Consider the following 18,505-nt stretch of genomic DNA (forward strand, 5'->3'; position numbering starts at 1 on the left):
CGGCCCTCATGCGGAGGTCCGCGCCCACATGTCGGCGATGCCGTCGGCGAGCGCGATGCGCGGCTCCCAGCCGAGCTCGTTGCGCGCCCGCGCGACGTCGAGCCACGTCGAGTCCGGGTCGACGCCGCGATGCGGGAGCTGCTCGACCCGGAGCGCATCGCCCGCCACCTCCCTCAGCAGCGCGAGGAGGTCCGCGAGCGAGGTCGGCGTCCCGGAGCCGCAGTTGACCACGCGGGGCGGCGCCTCATGCGCGATCACCCGCGCGACCAGGTCGGCGACGTCGTCGGCGTGAACGTAGTCGCGCGCGACCGCGCCGTCGCCGTGAAGCGTGACGGCGCGGCCCTCACGGACCTCTCGCATCCAGATCGCGAGCACGCCCTGCCCGCGCGCGCCGCGCTGGGCGGGTCCGTACGCGTTCGCGATGCGGATCGCGGTGAGGTCGAGCCCCGCCTCGGAGACGATGCGCTCCTGCGCCAGCTTGTACGCGCCGTACGCGTTGGGCGGGTGCGGCGGCTCGGACTCCGCGTAGGGCGGGACGGCGGGACGGCCGTAGATCGCTCCTCCCGAGGACAGCAGCACGATGCGCGGCGGGACGGGTCGCGCGGCGGCCGCACGGGCGAAGGCGCGGAAGGCGTCCAGCTCTGCCTCGACGGCGTCCGGATCCTCCGCCGCGACGGTGGGGGTGATGCCCCCGGCGGCCCACACGATCACCGGGACGTCGTGCGCGCGCGGCGCGAGCGCATCGTCCGCCAGGATCGGGTCTTCCCTGGTGAATCCGGTGACGGCGGCGCCCGCGGAGGTGAGATGCGCTGCGATCGTGGAGCCGAGGAAGCCGCCCGAGCCGACCACGGCCACGTCATACACTGTGCTCACCCACCCGCCTCTCCACGTCGGAGTTCATCCTATGGCGCTGCCGCGCGTGCTCGTCCTGACCTCGACGCTGCCCGCACGCGAGGGCGACGGGACGCCCGCCTTCGTCGCGGATCTGTCGCGCGAGCTGGGCCGCGAGTTCGAGGTGCGGGTGCTCGCCCCGGCGGTCCCCGGCGCGGCGACCGCCGAGCGGCTGAGCGACACGGTCGAGGTGGTCCGCTACCGCTACTTCCCGGAGCGCTGGGAGGACCTCGCCGACGGCGCGATCCTCGAGAACGTCCGGGCGCGGCGGTCGCGGCTCGCGCAGGTGCCGTTCCTGCTCGGCGGGCTGGCGAGCGCGCTGCGGCGCGAGATCCGCGACTTCCGGCCCGACGCGATCCATGCGCACTGGATCATCCCGCAGGGCATCGTCGCGCGGCGGTACGCCTCCTCCGTGCCCACCGTCGTCACCACGCTGGGCGGCGACCTCTACGCGCTCGACAACGCCCCAGCCCGGGCGCAGAAGTCGCGAGTGATGCGCGCCGCCTCGGCGGTCACGGTGATGAACGCCGACATGCGCGAACGCGTCCTCGCGCTGGGGGCGGACCCCGCGACCACGCACGTGATCCCCATGGGGGCGCGCGTCGGCTCGCTCGCGCACGACGACCGCCAGACCGCCAAGCCCGCGACGCGCAAGCACCCGGTGCACCTCCTCGCGGTGGGCCGACTGGTCGAGAAGAAGGGCTTCGACGTGCTGCTCGAGGCGATGCGGCGCACGCATGCGCGGCTCGACCTCACCATCGTGGGCGACGGCCCCGAGCGCGCTCGCCTCGAGGCGCAGGCCGAGGGGCTGCGGGTGACGTTCCTGGGCCAGCTGGGTCGCGCCGAGCTGGACGCGGCGCTGTCGCGGTCGGGCATCGCGGTGTTCCCGTCACGCCGCGCGGCCTCGGGCGACCAGGACGGGCTGCCCGTCGCGATGCTCGAGGCGATGGGCGCCGGCTGCGCGGTGGTCGCCTCGGACCTGCCGGGGCTCAACGAGGCGATCCAGGCGGGACACTCAGGCGTGCTCGTGCCCGAGGGCGACCCCGATGCGCTCGCCCGCAGCCTCGAGGTGATCGTCGAGGACCAGGAGCTGCGCGCCGCGCTGGGGGTCGCCGCGCGCGAGCGCGCGCAGGAGTACTCGGTCGAGGCGGTGGGAGCGCGCTACCGGGCGCTGTTCCACGACGTCATCGGCTGACTCCGCCCCTCCCCCCACCAGCGCAAGTGGTAGGTGAGTGTCGGTTCTGCGAAGTCTCACCGCGGCAGTGGTGGTTCAGTGTCGGTTCTGGCAGGTCGCGGCGCTGCAGCGGGAGGTGAGCGTCGATCCCCAACCGATCCCGTTGCCGCAGCGCCGGGCCTGTGCCGCGCGCCGGGTATTCGCAGCCGGGCCCCGGCGCCGACACTCAGCTACCGCTGCGAGGGGAGAATCCGCGAGAAGCGACCCTCACCTACCACTTCGGGGGAAGCGCCCCCTACCGCCCGAGGCGCTGGTACCTCAGCTCGGTCTCGAGCTTCTGGGGTCGCCACCAGGCCTCGTGGGCGCGGTACCAGTCGATGGTCGCGGCCAGGCCGGCACGGAAGTCGGGGTAGACGGGCTCCCAGCCGAGCTCCTCGCGCAGCCGGGTCGCGTCGATGGCGTACCTGAGGTCGTGTCCGGGGCGGTCGGCGACGTGGTCGTAGTCGGTCGGCTCGTGCCCCGTCAGCTCGAGGATCGTCTCGATGACGGTCCTGTTGTCGACCTCCCCGTCGGCGCCGATGAGATAGGTCTCGCCGATGCGGCCGGACTCGAGGATGGTCCACACGGCCCGGTTGTGGTCGTCGACGTGGATCCAGTCGCGCACGTTCAGACCGGCCCCGTAGAGCTTGGGCCGCACCCCGTCGATCAGGTTGGTGATCTGGCGGGGGATGAACTTCTCCACGTGCTGGAAGGGCCCGTAGTTGTTCGAGCAGTTCGAGATGGTCGCCTCGAGCCCGAAGGACCGCACCCACGCACGGACCATGAGGTCCGAGCCTGCCTTGGTCGACGAGTACGGCGACGACGGGTTGTACGGCGTGTCCGGCGTGAAGCGCTCCCCACCCTCGAGCGGCAGGTCGCCGTAGACCTCGTCCGTGCTGACGTGATGGAAGCGCACCCGGTGGCGTCGGGCCGCCTCGAGCAGCTGGAACGTGCCCACCAGGTTGGTGTGCACGAACGGCCACGGGTCGTCCAGCGAGTTGTCGTTGTGGGACTCGGCCGCGAAGTGGACCACCGCATCGGCCTCGCGCACCAGCGCGTCGACCATCTCCGCATCCGCGATGTCGCCCTTGACCAGCGTCACCCGCGGGTCCTCCGGCAGCGACGCCGTGTTGCCCGCATAGGTGAGCAGGTCCAGCACCGTCACCGACACGTCCGGACGATGCGACAGCGTCAGCCGCACGAAGTTCGCCCCGATGAACCCCGCCCCACCCGTGACCAGCAGCCTCATCGGGACGCCCCGACCGCCGAGCGCTCGAGCAGCGACAGCAGGTACTGGCCGTAGCCCGACTTCACCAGCGCCTCGGCTCGCGAGCGCAGCTCGTCGTCGGTGAGGAGGCCGCGGCGCCACGCGATCTCCTCGGGCGCGCCGATCTTCAGCCCCTGGCGGCGCTCGACGGCCTGCACGAACTGGCTGGCCTCGAGCAGCGAGTCGAACGTGCCGGTGTCGAGCCACGCGGTGCCGCGCGGGAGCACCTCGACATGGAGGCGGCCGCGCTCGAGGTAGTGCTGGTTGATCGAGGTGATCTCGTACTCGCCGCGGGGCGAGGGCGCGATGGTGCGCGCGATCTCGACCACCTCGTTGTCGTAGAAGTAGAGGCCGGGGACGGCGTACTCGGAGCGCGGGCTCTCGGGCTTCTCCTCGAGCGACAGCGCGCGCCCCTCGTCGTCGAACTCCACCACGCCGTAGGCGCGCGGATCGGCCACGTGATACGCGAACACCGCGCCGCCGTCGACCTCCGCGAAGCGCTGGAGGTGCAGGCCCAGGCCGGGGCCGTAGAAGACGTTGTCGCCGAGCACCAGCGCCACGCGCTCGTCGCCGATGAAGTCCGCGCCGATGGTGAAGGCCTGCGCGAGGCCCTGAGGCTCGGGCTGCTCCGCGTAGCTGAGCGAGATCCCGAAGCGCGAGCCGTCGCCGAGCAGCCGCTGGAACTGCGGGAGATCGTGCGGGGTGCTGATCACCAGGATCTCGTCGATGCCGGCGAGCAGCAGCGTCGAGAGAGGGTAGTAGACGAGCGGCTTGTCGTAGACGGGGAGCAGCTGCTTCGAGACTCCCTGGGTGATGGGGTGCAGGCGCGTCCCTGAGCCGCCCGCGAGGATGATGCCGCGCATGGGCGCCAGTCTGCCGTGCAGGGACGATGCGGCGCCACCGACGGTCGGGCAGAGCCCCGCAAGGTGCCTCGTCCGGACGCGCCGAATGTTAAAACTGTGCGACGGCCCAGGCGACCAGGCCCGACAACGCCTACATTGGCAAATGTGAACGACTACACGCCTCCCATGGCCGCTCCCGACCACACCGTCGAGGCCTTCACGTGGCAGTTCCTGCACGAGATCAACTACGGGCAGGGCGTCGACCTCGACCGGGCATCGGCGAACGACAAGTACCTCGCGCTGGCGCGCACCGTGCGCCACTACCTCTCGACGCGGTGGCTCACCGCGCTGCGGCACCAGTACCGCGACCAGGCGAAGACGGTCGCGTACCTGTCCGCCGAGTTCCTCCTGGGCCCGCAGCTCGAGAACGCCCTGCTCGCGACGGATCTCGAGGAGATCGCCGCGGAGTCGCTGCGGCTCCTGGGCGTCGACATCGACGAGCTGCGCAGCGTCGAGATCGAGCCGGGCCTCGGCAACGGCGGCCTCGGCCGCCTCGCCGCGTGCTTCATCGACTCGCTCGCGACGCTCAACGTGCCGTCGATCGGCTACGGCATCCGCTACGAGTACGGGATCTTCCGTCAGACCTTCGTCGACGGCAAGCAGGTCGAGAAGCCGGACCACTGGCTGCGCCTGGGCTCGCCGTGGGAGATCCCCCACCCGGAGAACGCGGTCGAGGTGTCCTTCGGCGGCCGCACCGAGGCGGTCGAGGGCAGCGACGTCGCGCGCACGTGGATCCCGGACTGGCACGTCACCGCGGTGCCGTACAACTACATGGTGCCGGGCTACCGCAACGGCCGCGTCAACACGCTGCGGCTGTGGAGCGCGAAGGCTCAGCACGAGTTCGACCTCGCGATCTTCAACGCCGGCGACTACGCCGAGGCGGTCCGGGCGCGCACCTTCGCGGAGAACATCTCCAAGGTGCTCTACCCCGAGGACTCGACGCCCCAGGGCAAGGAGCTGCGCCTGCAGCAGCAGTACTTCTTCGTGGCCGCGTCGCTGCGCGACTTCCTCGAGACGGTGCTGCCCGACGACTACGACCTCCACCGCCTCCCGGAGCGCATCACCTGGCAGCTCAACGACACCCACCCGGTGATCGCGGTGCCCGAGCTCATGCGCATCCTGGTCGACGAGCGCGGCTGGGGCTGGGACGAGGCGTGGGAGGTGACGCAGAAGGTCTTCGCGTACACCTGCCACACGCTGCTGCCCGAGGCGCTCGAGGTGTGGTCCGTGGACCTGCTCGGACGCCTGCTGCCGCGCCACCTCGAGATCATCTACCGCATCAACGAGGGCTTCCTCGAGGAGCTGCGCGCGACCTACCCGGGCGACGAGCTCCGCGTGCGCCGCATGTCGATCATCGCCGAGCAGCCCGAGCGCTCGGTCCGGATGGCGCACCTCGCGACCGTCGCGGGCTTCAAGGTCAACGGCGTCGCGGCGCTGCACTCCGAGCTGCTGCGGGACAAGGTCCTCAACGACTTCGCGGAGCTGTGGCCGGACAAGTTCACCAACGTCACCAACGGTGTCACGCCCCGACGCTTCGTCAGGCTCGCGAACCCCGGGCTGTCGGGGCTCATCACCGAGGCGATCGGCGACGGCTGGATCACCGACCTCGAGCAGCTGCGCGGCCTCGAGCCGCTCGCGGACGATGCGGAGTTCCGCCGCCGCTTCCGCGAGATCAAGGGCGCGAACAAGCACCGCCTCGCGCGGGTGCTCGCGGAGCGCGACGGCCTCGAGATCGCGGGCGATGCGATGCTCGACGCGATGGTCAAGCGGCTCCACGAGTACAAGCGCCAGAGCCTCAAGCTCCTGCACATCGTGTCGCTGTACGAGGGCATCACCTCGGGTCGCCTGCCGCTGGAGTCGGTCACGCCGCGCACGTTCGTGTTCGGCGCGAAGGCCGCGCCCGGCTACGTCCGCGCCAAGGAGACCATCGAGCTCATCAACGCGGTCGGCGCCACCATCAACATCGACCCGGCGCTCCAGGGCCGGCTCAAGGTGGTCTTCCCGGCCAACTACAACGTGGGGCTCGCCGAGACGCTCATCCCTGCCGCCGACCTGTCCGAGCAGATCTCGCTCGCGGGCAAGGAGGCGTCCGGCACGGGCAACATGAAGTTCGCGCTCAACGGCGCGCTCACCATCGGCACGGACGACGGCGCGAACGTCGAGATCCGCCAGCTCGTGGGCGACGAGAACTTCTTCCTCTTCGGCATGACCGAGCCCGAGGCCGCGGAGCTTCAGGCGGCCGGTTACGACCCGGGCGAGTACTACGAGTCCGACCCCGAGCTCAAGGCGGCGCTGGACCTGCTCGCCTCGGGCGCGTTCACGGGCGGCGAGCGGGGCGGCGCGGTGGCGTCGATCTTCTCGAGCCTCACCGAGCGCGACCGCTTCATGGCCCTCGCGGACTTCCGCGCGTACATCGACGCGCAGGAGCGGGTCGAGGAGGCCTACGCCGACCACGAGGCGTGGAGCCGCTCCGCCGTCCTCAACGTCGCGCGCTCGGGCTTCTTCAGCTCGGACCGCTCGATCCAGGACTACCTCGACCGCATCTGGGGCGCGAAGCCGGTGCACCAGGCGGATTGAGGCCCCCTCGGGGACGATGCGGCGGTTCCGGCCGGCGCATCGTCCCACCGGGCGCGGCGCTCAGCGGGGGTCGACCGCTCCCGTGAGCGCCTCGCGGACCGCGGCGACCACGCCGCCCGCGCCCGCCTCGACCTGCGCGAGCGTGACGCGGAAGTCCTCGATCCCGCCGTACCAGGGGTCGTCGATGTCGAGGTCCTGCTCGCGGCCCTCGATCAGCGCGGGCGCCTCGGGGTCGAACTCGCGGTAGAGGCGCACCACGGGACGGTCCGTGAGGACGCGGAGCCGGCGGGCGTGGCCCTCGGTCATGGCGAGCACCAGATCGGCGGAGCCGAGGTCCGCGGCGGTGACCCGCCGCGCCGCACGCCGGGGGACGATGTAGCCCGCGTCGCGCAGCACCACGGCGGCGCGGCGGTCGATGGGGTTGCCGCGCTCCTCGTCGCTCACGCCCGTCGAGGTCACCTCGACCGCGTCGCCGAGCCCGGCCTCCGCGAGCCGCGCCTTGAGCACCACCTCGGCCATGGGCGAGCGGCAGATGTTGCCGGTGCAGACGGTCATGATCCGGAACGGTGAGGTCATGGCGCCATCATCGCAGCGCCCGGGTCCGGCGTGCCGCTGCGGGAGAGACATGTGAGGTGCCGGGTCCTCGCACTTTTCACGCGCGAGCGCGCAGGTACGTCGTTCGCGCATGTGAAGCACGAGCGCGCAGGCACGTCGTTCGCGCATGAAAGGCGCGAGCGCAGAGGCACGTCGTTCGTGCATGAGAAGTGCGAGGACCCGGACACGGGCATCGGCACCGCGCGCTCATCGCGCACCGGACCCACGGCGCCGGTGCGGCCGGCTCGAGCGTCCGAGCGAGCCGCGACGAGCCCTCGCCCTAGCCGCGGGCGCGACCGCGCAGGCGGTCGATCTCGCGGCGCTCCTTCTTGGTGGGCCGGCCGGCGCCGCGGTCGCGCTGCCCGAACGGCGAGGCGAGCTCCTTGGGCGGAGGCGGCGGGCTGTGATCGAGATACGCGGCCTGCGCGACGGGCGCACCGACGCGCTTGGACAGCAGCTGGCGCACCTCGACGATGCGCACGCGCTCGCCGCCGCGCACCTCGACCGTGCTGCCCACGCCCACCTTCTGCGCGGGCTTCGCGCGCTCGCCGTCGATCCGCACGTGACCGGCGCGGCAGGCGGCGGTCGCCAGCGAGCGCGTCTTGTACAGGCGCACCGCCCACACCCACGCGTCCACCCGCACCGACTCGGCCATCCGACGAGGGTACGCCGCACCCGACGCCCGACGCTCTCACCCGGCGCATCGTGCCTGCATCCGCCTACGCTGAGCGCATGGACACCGTATGGGAGGCGCTCGGCTGGATCGGCTCGATCCTGGTCGTCTGGTCGCTCATGCAGGCGCGCATGCTGCGCTTCCGCTGGATGAACCTCGCGGGATCGCTGCTCGCGACGGTGTACAACACGATCTTCGAGATCTGGCCGTTCGTGGCGATGAACGGCGCGATCGTCCTCATCAACGCCTACTGGATCCTGCGCCTCACCCGCGAGCGCCACGATCCGGGCGTCTACCAGGTGCTCTCCGTCTCGCCCGAGGACCCGTTCCTCCAGCACTTCCTCAAGGTCCACGCCGCGGACATCGCCGCGCATCGTCCCGACTTCGCCGCGCGCACCCTCGCCTCGGGCGGGAGGCGCGCGACGTACCTGGTGACCCGCGGCGACGAGGCGGTGGGCGTGGTCGCGCTCCGCGACGAGGGCGGCGGCGTCGGACTGGTCGAGCTCGACTGGGTGAAGCCGCGCTTCCGTGACTTCACGCCGGGGGAGTTCGTCTACCGCGACTCCGGCGCGCTCACCTCCGAGGGCTTCCGTCGCGTCGAGATCGAGACCCGCCCCGAGCTCGACCGCGAGTACCTGCGCAACGTGGGCTTCAGCACGCAGGGCACGCGCTGGGTGCGGGAACTGTAGCGCCGCTTCCCGGGAGGGCGGAACGGACGAGCCGTGACAGACTTCTGAGGTGAACCGCACCGTCCATTTCGCCTCCGACAACTACGCCGCCGTCCACCCCGAGGTCATGGCCGCCATGGCCGCCGCCAACGAGGGTCACGACGTCGCGTACGGCGCCGATGCCGCCACCGCGGCCTTCGACGCGGCCATCGCCTCCACCTTCGGCGACCACGCGCTCGGCTTCCCCGTCTTCAACGGCACCGGGGCCAACATCGTCTCCCTCATGGCGCTCAGCCCGCGCTGGGGCGGCATCGTCGCCTCCGAGCACGCGCACATCAACAGCGACGAGAACGGCGCGCCCGAGCGGGTCGGCGGGCTCAAGATCCTGCCGCTGCCGGCACCGGACGGTCGCCTCGACCCCGATCAGCTGGGCCGCTACGCGCGCGACCTGGGCGACATCCACCGCGCCCAGCCCGTGGTGCTGTCCGTGACCCAGAGCACCGAGCTCGGGACGCTGTACTCGCTCGAGCAGATGGCGGAGCTCACGTACGCCGCCCATGAGCTCGGGATGCGCGTCCACATGGACGGCGCGCGCATCGCGAACGCCGCCGCGGCGCTGGGCGTCGACCTCAGGACGGCCACCGCGGGCGCGGACGTCCTGTCCTTCGGCGGCACCAAGAACGGCGCGATGCTGGGCGAGGCGGTGGTGATCCTCTCGCCCGAGCTGCGCGGCTCGCTCGCCCACGACCTTCCGTACCTGCGCAAGTCGACCATGCAGCTCGGCTCGAAGATGCGCTACGTGTCGGCCCAGCTCACCGCGCTGCTGTCCTCGATCGACGTGACCGGCACGCCGCTGTGGCTGCGCAACGCCCGCCAGGCGAACGCGATGGCCGCCCGTCTGCGCGAGGCCCTCGCGCCGCTCGCGGAGGCCGGCGCGATCCGCTTCACTCAGGACACCGAGTCCAACGCGGTCTTCGTCGAGCTGCCGCGCGCCGCCGCCGAGGCCGTGCGCGCGGCGTTCCGCTTCTACGACTGGCAGCCCGGGGCGGCGCCGGACACCGTCGAGGCGCGCTGGATGTGCGCCTGGGACACCACCCCGGAGGACGTCGACGGCTTCGCGGCCGCGGTCCGGGGCGCGATCGACGGCGCCGCGGCGAGGACGCGCTGATGGCCGCAGCCTGCCCCTGCGGCTCCGGCGCGGCCTTCGCCGAGTGCTGCCGCCCGTTCCTGCGCGGCGACGCTCATGCCCCGACCGCCGAGGCGCTCATGCGCTCGCGCTACACCGCGTTCGTGCGGCGCGACGCGGCGTACCTCGCGAGCACGTGGCATCCGAGCACGCGGCCGCTCGACGTCGCCGCGGGACTCGAGGACACCGAGTGGCGCGGGCTCGAGGTCATCGCGACCGCGGGCGGCCAGGAGGGGGACGATGCGGGCACCGTCACCTTCGTGGCCCACCACGCCACCGGCGTGCTGTCGATCGGTCAGCACCGCGAGACCAGCCGCTTCGTGCGTGAGAACGGCTTCTGGCTGTATGTCGAGGGAGATCTCGGTTAATTCTTGGTGAACATCGAGTGTCCTGGTAGCGCTTGCATCGCACAGGGCGCGGCGCGCCCGCGGGACCGCGTCGGTGGCACCTTGCGACGTTATGCCTACTGATCACCCCTGACAGACCCTCACAATGGTCGCCGTGACCGAGTCCCTCCTCCTTCTGGTCGTCGTGGTCGCGACGGCCCTCGCATTCGACTTCACCAACGGCTTCCATGACACCGGCAACGCGATGGCGACGACCATCGCGACCCGGGCTCTCAAGCCGAAGCAGGCCGTCCTGCTCTCCGCGTCGCTCAACCTCGTCGGCGCGTTCCTGTCCCTCACCGTCGCGGCGACCATCGCCAAGGGCATCGTCGACGCGAACGTCGTGACCCTGGGGGTGGTGCTCGCGGGCCTCGCGGGCGGCATCCTCTGGAACCTGCTGACATGGCTGCTAGGGCTGCCATCGAGCTCGTCCCACGCACTCATCGGCGGCGTGGTCGGCGCGGTGCTCGCCGCCGCCGGCACCTCCGGCGTGCTGTGGGGCGGCCTCCTCGCGAAGGTGCTGCTCCCGGCCCTCATCGCGCCCGTGGTCGCGATCATCGTCGGCGCGATCGGCACCCGCCTGGTCACGCACCTCACGCGCAACGTCAAGCAGGAGGACAACGACAGGATGTTCCGCTGGGGCCAGATCGGCTCCGCGTCGCTCGTCTCCCTCGCGCACGGCACCAACGACGCGCAGAAGTCGATGGGCATCATCCTGCTCGCGCTCATCGCAGGCGGCGCCGTCCCCGCGGACTCGGGCGTCCCGTTCTGGGTGATCCTCAGCTGCGCGCTCGCCATGGCGATCGGCACCTACTTGGGCGGCTGGCGCGTCATCCGCACGCTCGGCAAGGGCCTCGTCGAGCTCGAGTCGCGCCAGGGCATGGCCGCCGAGACGTCGTCCGCCGCGGTCATCCTGCTGTCGAGCCACTTCGGCTACTCGCTCTCCACCACGCACGTCGCGACCGGCTCGATCCTCGGCTCCGGCGTCGGCATGAAGGGCGCCTCGGTGCGCTGGTCCGTCGCGGGCCGCATGTTCGTCGCGTGGCTCATCACCGTCCCTGCGGCCGCGACCGTCGGCGCCCTGGCCTACGGCCTCGGCGCGGTCATCGGCGGCGAGGCCGGCTCGTACGTGGTGTTCGGCGTGCTCATCGCGCTGTCCGCCGCGATCTGGGTCGCGTCGCGTCGCAAGCCCGTGGACCACAACAACGTCAACGAGGAGTGGGCGCCTGGCGAGGGTGACGCACCGGCCGGGACCGACGAGACGGTCGCGACCGTCGACACCGTCGACACCGTCGACACCGTCGAGGCCGTCGACGCGATCCGCGCGGTCGACGCCGAGGAGTCCCCGGAGCGTGCCGCCGTGGGCGTCGCAGGCCACGAGCAGGGAGGCGACCGATGAGCGAGTACATCGAGTGGAGCGCGCTGGGCAACGTCCTGCTGTTCGGCATCCTGGTCGGTGCCGGCCTGCCCGCGCTCTTCGCGCTGGGCGTGCGGACCGTCGCCGGTCCGAGCGCGCGCGACGCCGAGGGCAACGTGCCCACCGGTCGCAAGGTGCTCGGCGGGATCTGCTTCGGCATCACGCTGGTCGCGGTGCTCGGCGCCGTCGCGTACATCGCCGCCGGCGGTCACTGAGCTCGGCGGCCGCCGCGCCCCGCGCGCGAGGCGGAGCCGTGCTTGCCTGGAGGCATGACCCGGGTCGATGACGCGTTCGCGGCGCAGCCGCGGACCCGCTTCCTGCCTCCGGGCGCGCGGCGGTCCGCCGGACTCGACATGCCGCTGTCGATCGGACACGGGCAGACCAACAGCCAGCCGAGCACCGTCCGCGAGATGCTCCGGCTCCTCGACGTCCGGCCCGGCATGAGCGTGCTCGACGTGGGCGCGGGGTCGGGATGGACCACGGCGCTGCTCGGGGAGCTCACCGGGCCGGAGGGCACGGTGCTCGGCACCGAGATCGTGCCCGCGCTCGTCGAGCTCGGCGCCGCCCATCTGAGCGGCGCAGGAGTGCCGTGGGCGCGCATCGTCGAGGCCGACCCGGGCGTTCTGGGCGCCCCCGACGAGGCGCCCTTCGACCGTGTCCTGGTGTCCGCGATGGCGCGCACGCTGCCGCTCGACCTGGTCGCGCAGCTCGCGCCGGGCGGGGTGATGGTGGCACCGGTCCACGGCACGATGCTGCGGGTGGTCCGCCGCATGCCGCCCCGGGACGACCCCGCGGAGGCGAGGGTCACCGAGCACGGCGGCTATCGGTTCGTGCCCCTGATCACTCCCTGAGGCTCGGGCGCCGGGCGCCCGAGCCTCCGCACGTCACCCGGCGCGCAGCACCGCCACGGTGAACGACCACGCCGGGATCTCCCACGGCTCGCCCGCGGCGAGGTCGATCGCGACCTCGCGCGGCTCGACCGGCGAGGCCTCGAAAGGCTGACCCGCGTCGGGGTCGGCGCCCGCGAGCACCGTCGCGACGCCCCTGAGCGCGGCCCCTCCCTCCGGGAGCGCGAAGGTTGCCCGACGCGGCCGATCCGTAGCGTTGACGAGGCGCAGCACGTGCTCCCGCGTCCCGTCCTCCGCCGTGCGCACGGTGCAGCCCGCGACCACGCGCTGCTCGGGGCGCCGGTCCTCGACGAGGTCGTGACGGAGCTCGTCGTCGACCCACACGCGGATCCGCGGCCCGTCGAGCGCGATCCGCACCCGCATCGGCACGTCGGTCGACATCCCCGGGTGCGCGTACGGTCCGTCGATGTCGTTGGAGATGCCGTCGGCGAACGAGTGGACCACGGTGGTCTTGTTCTGCCACGAGCCGAGGTCGACCTGCAGGAAGTCGTCGGTCCCGGTGCCGCCCAGGCGGACGATCATGCCCTCGGACCCCTCGACGCGCGTGGCGGTGAGCTCGACGACGCCGTCCGCGCCGATGGCACCCAGCTCGACCTCGGACTCGCCCACCTCGACGGGCGCGACGGGCGCACCGTCGATCGACGCATCGTCCACCCGCACCCGGGCGCCGGGGGCGGCCAGCCGCACGTTGCCGGCCGGGCGCGGCGGGACGGGCACGTGCGTCTCGCCCTCGAGCGCGACGTCGACGACGGCCTCTCCGCGCTCCACCGAGAACATCCGCTGCACGTGGTACGAGGCGCTGGGCAGGACATCGTCCGCGTCGAAGTAGATGAGGTCCGGCACCCACTGGGTGGTGCCGAGGCGCGCGAGGAGCGGCGCGTAGGAGGCGAGACGGACGATGTCGCCGTTGCGCTCCATCGTGATCATGAAGGCGGCCTCTGCGAGGGCCGACCGGACGCTGTTGGTGCGGGCCGCGTACTCGCCGAAGTACACCGCGGGGCCCTCGCGGTCGTAGTCGTCGTAGCGGTCGAGGTTCTGGTGGAACCAGCGCGGGGTGCGGTAGGCGTGCTCGTCGACCACGGCGACGCGCTGCTCGCGCGCGAACTCCCAGCCGCGCTCGAAGTCGGGCCCGAAGGGCTGCGGGCCGGCCGTGCCGATGACCGTCACCTCGGGGTGCTGCGAGGCCAGCGCCTCGGCGACCATGGCGTAGCGGACCTCGAAGTCGCGCGTGATCTCGTCCTCGTTGCCGAGGCCGAGCCAGCGCAGTCCGAAGGGCTCGGGGTGGCCCAGCTCCGCGCGCCGCGCGCCCCAGCGGGTGTCGGGGCCGCCGTTGGCGAACTCGACGAGGTCGAGGATGTCCTGGACGTAGGCCGGCATGTCCTCCATCGGGATGCAGGCGGCGCGTCCGCGGAGGTTCTGGCAGCTCACGCCGGCGGCGACGATGGGCATCGGGGTCGCGCCGAGGAGCTCGCAGAGCTCGAAGTACTCGAGATAGCCGATCTGCCGGGACTGGTGATAGCCCCACGTGTTGAAGCTCGGGACGCGCTCCTCGCGCGGGCCGACGGTCTGCTTCCAGTGGTAGAGGTTGCCCAGGCCGAGTCCGTGCGCGACGCAGCCGCCGGGGAAGCGCACGAAGGAGGGCTCGAGCGCGCGCAGCGTGTCGACCAGGTCCTGGCGGAACGTGAGCGGCTCGCCGTCCGATCCGCACGGGCGGAGCGACAGCGCGTCGAGCTCGAGCGTGAGCCCGCGCGGGACGGTGACCCGGAGGCGGCCCAGGCCGCCTCGCTCGGCGACGAGGTCGAGGCTCGCCTCGTGCCAGCCGCCCTCGGGCGTCGCGAGCGTCGCCTGGGCGAGGGGCTCCCCGGCGGCGTCGACGATCGCCAACGCGGCCTCGCCCACGCCCTGGACGCGCCAGGTGAAGGCGGAGAAGCGGTAGCGAGCGCCGGCCTCGACGCGGATCGCGTCGAAGCCCTCGTTGGTGAGGGTGACGGGGCCGGTGAGGCGCACGTAGGTGCCGTTGTGCGGGTGCACGGGGTCCTCGGTACGGATCTCGACCTCGCCGGTGTGCTGCCACGCGGTGAGCGGGCCCCAGCCGGGCCGGTCGGCGTGCGTAAACTCGAAGTCGCCGTTGCGCAGCAGCTCCGCGTTGAGGCCGCCGTCGAGGCTCCAGTTGATGTCCTCGAGGAAGATCCCCCACAGGTCCGGATCGAGCGTCACGCCCGTCGGCTCGCCGAGGGTCAGGGAGAGGGGGACCGGAGCGGTGTCGGACATGTCTTCCGTTCGTTCGCGCCGCTGCGGCGGTGGCGGACGGGCCGCGCCGATGCGGTTCTGGGCAGGTGGGGTGCTCCGCTGCGGGAGCCCGGTCACCACTGTGCCACCGCGGCGCGCTCCGTCCGAAATCGGGAATGCGAAAGGCCCCCGAGGAGTCCTCGGGGGCCTTTCGCGGGTGCGCGATCAGCCGCGCGGCATGGCGCTCACCGTCGCGCGACGCCGGACGGCCAGCAGCGCGCCGCCCGCGAGGACGAGCGTGAACGCGACGCCCAGGACCGCGAAGCCCGACGCCCCGGTCGCCGCGAGGATGCCGTCGGAGTCGGCGTCCGCCACGAGGATCCCGGTCTGAGCCGACACGGTCTCGCCGGCAGCGTTGACGCCGTTCACCTGAAGGGTGTGCTCGCCGGCGGCGAGCGTGCTCGGTACCGCGAAGTCCTGCGTGAAGGTGCCGTCGGCGCCCACGATCACCGAGCCGATGAAGGTCGGCGTCGAGAACGCCCAGACGTCCGCCGTGCTTCCGGGCAGCAGACCCTCGCCGGAGACCGTCACGATGCCGTCGTTCACCATGATCAGCGCGCCGTCGGCGGTGAGCTCGCGCTCGCTGCCGTCGGCGTTGCGAGCGACGATGCCGATGCGGATGCCGCCGCCCTCGATCCCGACCTCGTTGCCCGCGGCGGTCACCGCAGGCTTCACGGGCGAACCGTCGACGAGCATCTCGGTGACCGCCGGCTCCAGCTCGGGCGTCGCCGCATCACCGGCCTCGTCGCTCGCGCCGGTCCACGGCGCGGTCGCCGGCGTGCCGGTCGCCGGGTCGGAGACCGCCCCGTCGCCGGCGGCGTTGACGCCCCGCAGCACCACCGCGTACTCGCGGCCGTTAGTCAGGCCGGAGATCGTGAACGCAGAGACGCCGTCCGGAACGGCCGCCCAGGTATCGCCTCCGTCGAGCGAGTACTCGTACCGCTCGGCGAGGGAGGTCGGGTCGTCGTCGCCGTCGAAGGAGACCACCAGGCGTCCGTCCATCGGGACCACGTCCGTGATGGTCGGAGCGGCGGGCACCGCCAGCGGAGTGAACGCGCCCGGGGCGGACGATGCGCCGGCACCCGCAACGTTGATCGCGCGCGCCACTAGCTCGTGCGCCTCGCCGTTGCTCAGGCCGTCGATCGAGAAGGAGGCCCCGGCCGCAGGAGCGGTGGACCAGGTCGCACCGCCGTCGAGCGAGTACTCGTAGCCGGTCACGGCGCTGCCGCCGTTGGAGCTCGGAGCGGTGATCCGAGCCTCCACCATGCCGTCGCCCACCGACACGACCGCGACGGTCGGAGCGCCGGGGACGGTGTAGGGCGAGACGTGGAACGACCCGGACGAGGATCCCTCTCCCGCGCCGTTCACCGCGCGGAAGGTGAACGCGTAGTCGGAGCCGTTGGTGAGGCCCGTGACCGTGATGCCGGGGGCGCCCGCCGCGAAGGGCTCCCACGTGAGGCCGCCGTCGATCGAGTACTCGTAGCGGATGACCGCGGAGCCGCCGTCCGAGGAGGGCGCGGTCAGCTCGATCTCCACCGCGCCATCAGCCGGCGTGATCGACGCGACGCCCGGCGCCGACGGCACCGTGCGGGGGGTCACCGCCACGGCTGCCGACGTCGCGCTCGTGCCGGCCGCGTTGATCGCGCGGCTCACGACCTCGTACTCCACGCCGTTCGTGAGTCCGGTGATGGTGAAGGTCGTGCCGACCTCGGGCACCTCGATCCACGTCGTGCCGCCGTCGATCGAGTACTGGTGCTGGGTGATCGGTGCACCACCGTCGAAGCCCGGCTCATCGACGACGACCGTGGCCGCGCCGTCTCCCGCGGTCGCGGACTGCACCGAGGGCGCGTTCGGGACGGTGTACGGCGTCGCCTCGTGCTCGGCGGTCGCGGCGCTCGCCCCGACGCCGTTCACCGCGCGAAAGGACAGCTCGTAGAGGCGCCCGTTCGTCAGGTCGTCGAGCGTGAACAGCAGCAAACCACCCGGCGTGGCGGTCCACGTGGCACCACCATCGGTCGAGAACTCGTAGCCCGTGATCGGGGCTCCGCCGTCCGAGGCGGGGGCGGTGAGCGTCACCGCGATCTGACCGTCTCCGGCGGTGACCACCGACACGCCGGGCGTGCCGGGCGTCGTCGCGTTCACGGTGACGGGCAGGTCCTCGTCGGCGGTGACGCTGCCGTCGACGTTGGCCACGTGCACCGAGACGTTGCGAGCCTCCTGGACCGCCGCCTGGCTGCTCGCGGTGCGCGCGTAGCGCACGCGGTCCACCAGGCCGTTCACGACCGCGCTGGACACCTTGGAGCCGTACACGCGCACGTTGTCGACGTAGAGCGAGGCACCGGCGGCGAGGCCGCCCGTGAAGTCGAACGTGCCGGACACGAAGACGAAGCGGTAGGTGCCGGTCGCGGGGATCTCGGCATCCACGGTGGCCCAGGCGGTGGTGGCGGTGGCCGACGCGCCGACCGCATCGATGAGCTCGGTCTGGACTCCGCTCTCCGTGTTCAGCAGGTAGCCGAACACGTCGTACGCGTCGTCGCCCCCCAGGGCGCGCCAGTCGAAGTAGATGTCGTCGCCCGCGGTCGCCTGGAACTCCGACGAGTACACGGCCGGGCCGTGGACGACATCGTTCCCGGCGCTGGTCGTGATGCTCTGGCTCAGCAGGCGGAGCGAGGCCGCGCCGTCGCTGTGCTGGTCCGGGGTGACCGAGGTGGTGTACGAGCCCAGCGAGCTCGGAACGTTGTTGTCCTCGTTCGGCGGGTAGACCGGGGTCGGGTCGGACGGATCGCTGTAGTTCCGGCCCGCGCGAGCCGCCCAGTCGACCGTGTCCTCGATGGTGTAGCCGGCGATCTTCGTGACGCCGACGTCGACGCGGCTCTCGATGGAGGTCCAGCCGAGGCTGCCCTCCTCGAAGGACGGGTTGGTGATCGGGGACGTGAACTCGACGCGCAGCTCGGAGCCGCCCTCGCCGTCCAGGGTCGAGCTGGTCTGGCCGATCGCGTTCGCGGCGGCGCCGTCGCCGAGATAGACGACGCCGTCGACCAGCGACACGACGCCGAGCGCGGTCGAGGGCGATGAGTCCTCGTCGAGGGTCAGGGTCTCGCCCGACGTCGCGCCGTCCACGGTGAAGCTCAGGTAGCCGCCGTCGTACATGTCGCCGCCCGAGGCGAGCGTCGAGCCCTGCGACAGGTGCACCGAGGGGGAGTCGACCGTGTAGTCGGGGTCGAGAGGATCCGCGTGAGCCGCGGACGGGAGACAGACCACGCCCACGAGCGCGGTCAGCAGCGCAGCAGCGCCGATGCGGTGGCGTGCCACCGGCACGCCCAGGTTCGAAGTAGTCACGGGGTGCGCGATCGGCCGTCGCGGGTCGATGATGAGGAAAGCGGATCAGGTTTCCCGAGGATTCCTGCGCCACCCGTCCGACCCGCCGGAACACATCGGACAAGACGACTACCTGGGACGATGCTCGACACCTCCCGGGCACGCGAAAGGCCCCCGAGGAGTCCTCGGGGGCCTTCGTCAGTGGTGCGCGAGGGG

15 protein-coding genes are annotated in these 18,505 nt (G+C 72.1%); 8 read left to right on the forward strand and 7 right to left on the reverse strand.

What is annotated here, in order from left to right; genetic code table 11:
* Nucleotides 1-6 precede the first annotated feature (6 nt).
* A complete protein-coding gene (locus TR42_RS13020) occupies nt 7-873 on the reverse strand; it encodes an NAD-dependent epimerase/dehydratase family protein (RefSeq protein ID WP_042216620.1) in 867 nt (288 codons plus the stop codon).
* A 31-nt stretch (nt 874-904) separates the two neighbouring features.
* Here TR42_RS13020 and TR42_RS13025 point away from each other — a divergent pair, with 31 nt between their 5' ends.
* On the forward strand, nt 905-2,086 hold the full coding sequence (locus tag TR42_RS13025; protein WP_042216622.1) for a glycosyltransferase: 1,182 nt from the start codon (nt 905-907) through the stop codon (nt 2,084-2,086).
* A gap of 274 nt (nt 2,087-2,360) precedes the next feature.
* Here TR42_RS13025 and rfbB read toward each other — a convergent pair whose 3' ends face one another.
* Together rfbB and rfbA are read right to left on the reverse strand one after the other, a co-directional pair.
* Entirely contained in the window at nt 2,361-3,353 is a 993-nt protein-coding gene (gene rfbB, locus TR42_RS13030; protein ID WP_042216624.1) for a dTDP-glucose 4,6-dehydratase, read from the reverse strand.
* Nucleotides 3,350-4,234 (reverse strand): glucose-1-phosphate thymidylyltransferase RfbA, encoded by an 885-nt coding sequence (gene rfbA / locus TR42_RS13035; protein WP_042216626.1) that lies wholly within the window; start codon nt 4,232-4,234, stop codon nt 3,350-3,352. The genes rfbB and rfbA overlap by 4 nt, the downstream gene beginning before the upstream one ends.
* A gap of 165 nt (nt 4,235-4,399) precedes the next feature.
* Here rfbA and TR42_RS13040 point away from each other — a divergent pair, with 165 nt between their 5' ends.
* Entirely contained in the window at nt 4,400-6,850 is a 2,451-nt protein-coding gene (locus tag TR42_RS13040; protein ID WP_042216649.1) for a glycogen/starch/alpha-glucan phosphorylase, read from the forward strand.
* 60 nt (nt 6,851-6,910) lie between these two features.
* Here TR42_RS13040 and TR42_RS13045 read toward each other — a convergent pair whose 3' ends face one another.
* Both TR42_RS13045 and TR42_RS13050 read right to left on the reverse strand, forming a co-directional pair.
* Nucleotides 6,911-7,426: a low molecular weight protein-tyrosine-phosphatase gene (locus TR42_RS13045; protein WP_042216628.1), complete on the reverse strand. Its 516-nt coding sequence runs from the start codon at nt 7,424-7,426 to the stop codon at nt 6,911-6,913.
* Between the two features lie 298 nt (nt 7,427-7,724).
* Nucleotides 7,725-8,099, reverse strand: a complete 375-nt coding sequence (locus TR42_RS13050) for an RNA-binding S4 domain-containing protein (protein ID WP_042216630.1) — start codon at nt 8,097-8,099, stop codon at nt 7,725-7,727.
* Nucleotides 8,100-8,176: 77 nt separating this feature from the next.
* Here TR42_RS13050 and TR42_RS13055 point away from each other — a divergent pair, with 77 nt between their 5' ends.
* The 6 genes from TR42_RS13055 to TR42_RS13080 all read left to right on the forward strand — a co-directional run bounded on the left by TR42_RS13055 (nt 8,177) and on the right by TR42_RS13080 (nt 12,625).
* Nucleotides 8,177-8,806 (forward strand): YgjV family protein, encoded by a 630-nt coding sequence (locus TR42_RS13055; protein ID WP_042216632.1) that lies wholly within the window; start codon nt 8,177-8,179, stop codon nt 8,804-8,806.
* Nucleotides 8,807-8,855: 49 nt separating this feature from the next.
* Nucleotides 8,856-9,953, forward strand: coding sequence for a threonine aldolase family protein (locus tag TR42_RS13060; protein ID WP_042216633.1), 1,098 nt, complete (start codon nt 8,856-8,858; stop codon nt 9,951-9,953).
* Nucleotides 9,953-10,339: a YchJ family protein gene (locus TR42_RS13065; RefSeq protein WP_042216635.1), complete on the forward strand. Its 387-nt coding sequence runs from the start codon at nt 9,953-9,955 to the stop codon at nt 10,337-10,339. Before TR42_RS13060 ends, TR42_RS13065 begins: the two co-directional genes overlap by 1 nt.
* 133 nt (nt 10,340-10,472) lie before the next feature.
* A complete protein-coding gene (locus TR42_RS13070) occupies nt 10,473-11,756 on the forward strand; it encodes an inorganic phosphate transporter (RefSeq protein WP_081953403.1) in 1,284 nt (427 codons plus the stop codon).
* Nucleotides 11,753-11,989, forward strand: a complete 237-nt coding sequence (locus TR42_RS13075) for a hypothetical protein (protein WP_042216638.1) — start codon at nt 11,753-11,755, stop codon at nt 11,987-11,989. Before TR42_RS13070 ends, TR42_RS13075 begins: the two co-directional genes overlap by 4 nt.
* Nucleotides 11,990-12,043: 54 nt before the next feature.
* Nucleotides 12,044-12,625, forward strand: a complete 582-nt coding sequence (locus TR42_RS13080) for a protein-L-isoaspartate O-methyltransferase family protein (RefSeq protein WP_042216639.1) — start codon at nt 12,044-12,046, stop codon at nt 12,623-12,625.
* Nucleotides 12,626-12,658: 33 nt separating this feature from the next.
* On the opposite strand, the gene TR42_RS13085 is transcribed toward TR42_RS13080, so the two are convergent.
* Together TR42_RS13085 and TR42_RS13090 are read right to left on the reverse strand one after the other, a co-directional pair.
* On the reverse strand, nt 12,659-14,953 hold the full coding sequence (locus TR42_RS13085; protein WP_052406124.1) for an alpha-L-arabinofuranosidase family protein: 2,295 nt from the start codon (nt 14,951-14,953) through the stop codon (nt 12,659-12,661).
* 183 nt (nt 14,954-15,136) lie between these two features.
* Nucleotides 15,137-18,310 carry a fibronectin type III domain-containing protein gene (locus tag TR42_RS13090; protein ID WP_143059022.1) on the reverse strand — a complete coding sequence of 1,058 codons (3,174 nt, stop codon included), beginning with the start codon at nt 18,308-18,310 and terminating at the stop codon, nt 15,137-15,139.
* Between the last annotated feature and the right edge of the window lie 195 nt (nt 18,311-18,505).

This window comes from Demequina mangrovi (assembly GCF_000759715.1).
GTDB classification, from domain to species: Bacteria; Actinomycetota; Actinomycetes; order Actinomycetales; family Demequinaceae; genus Demequina; species Demequina mangrovi.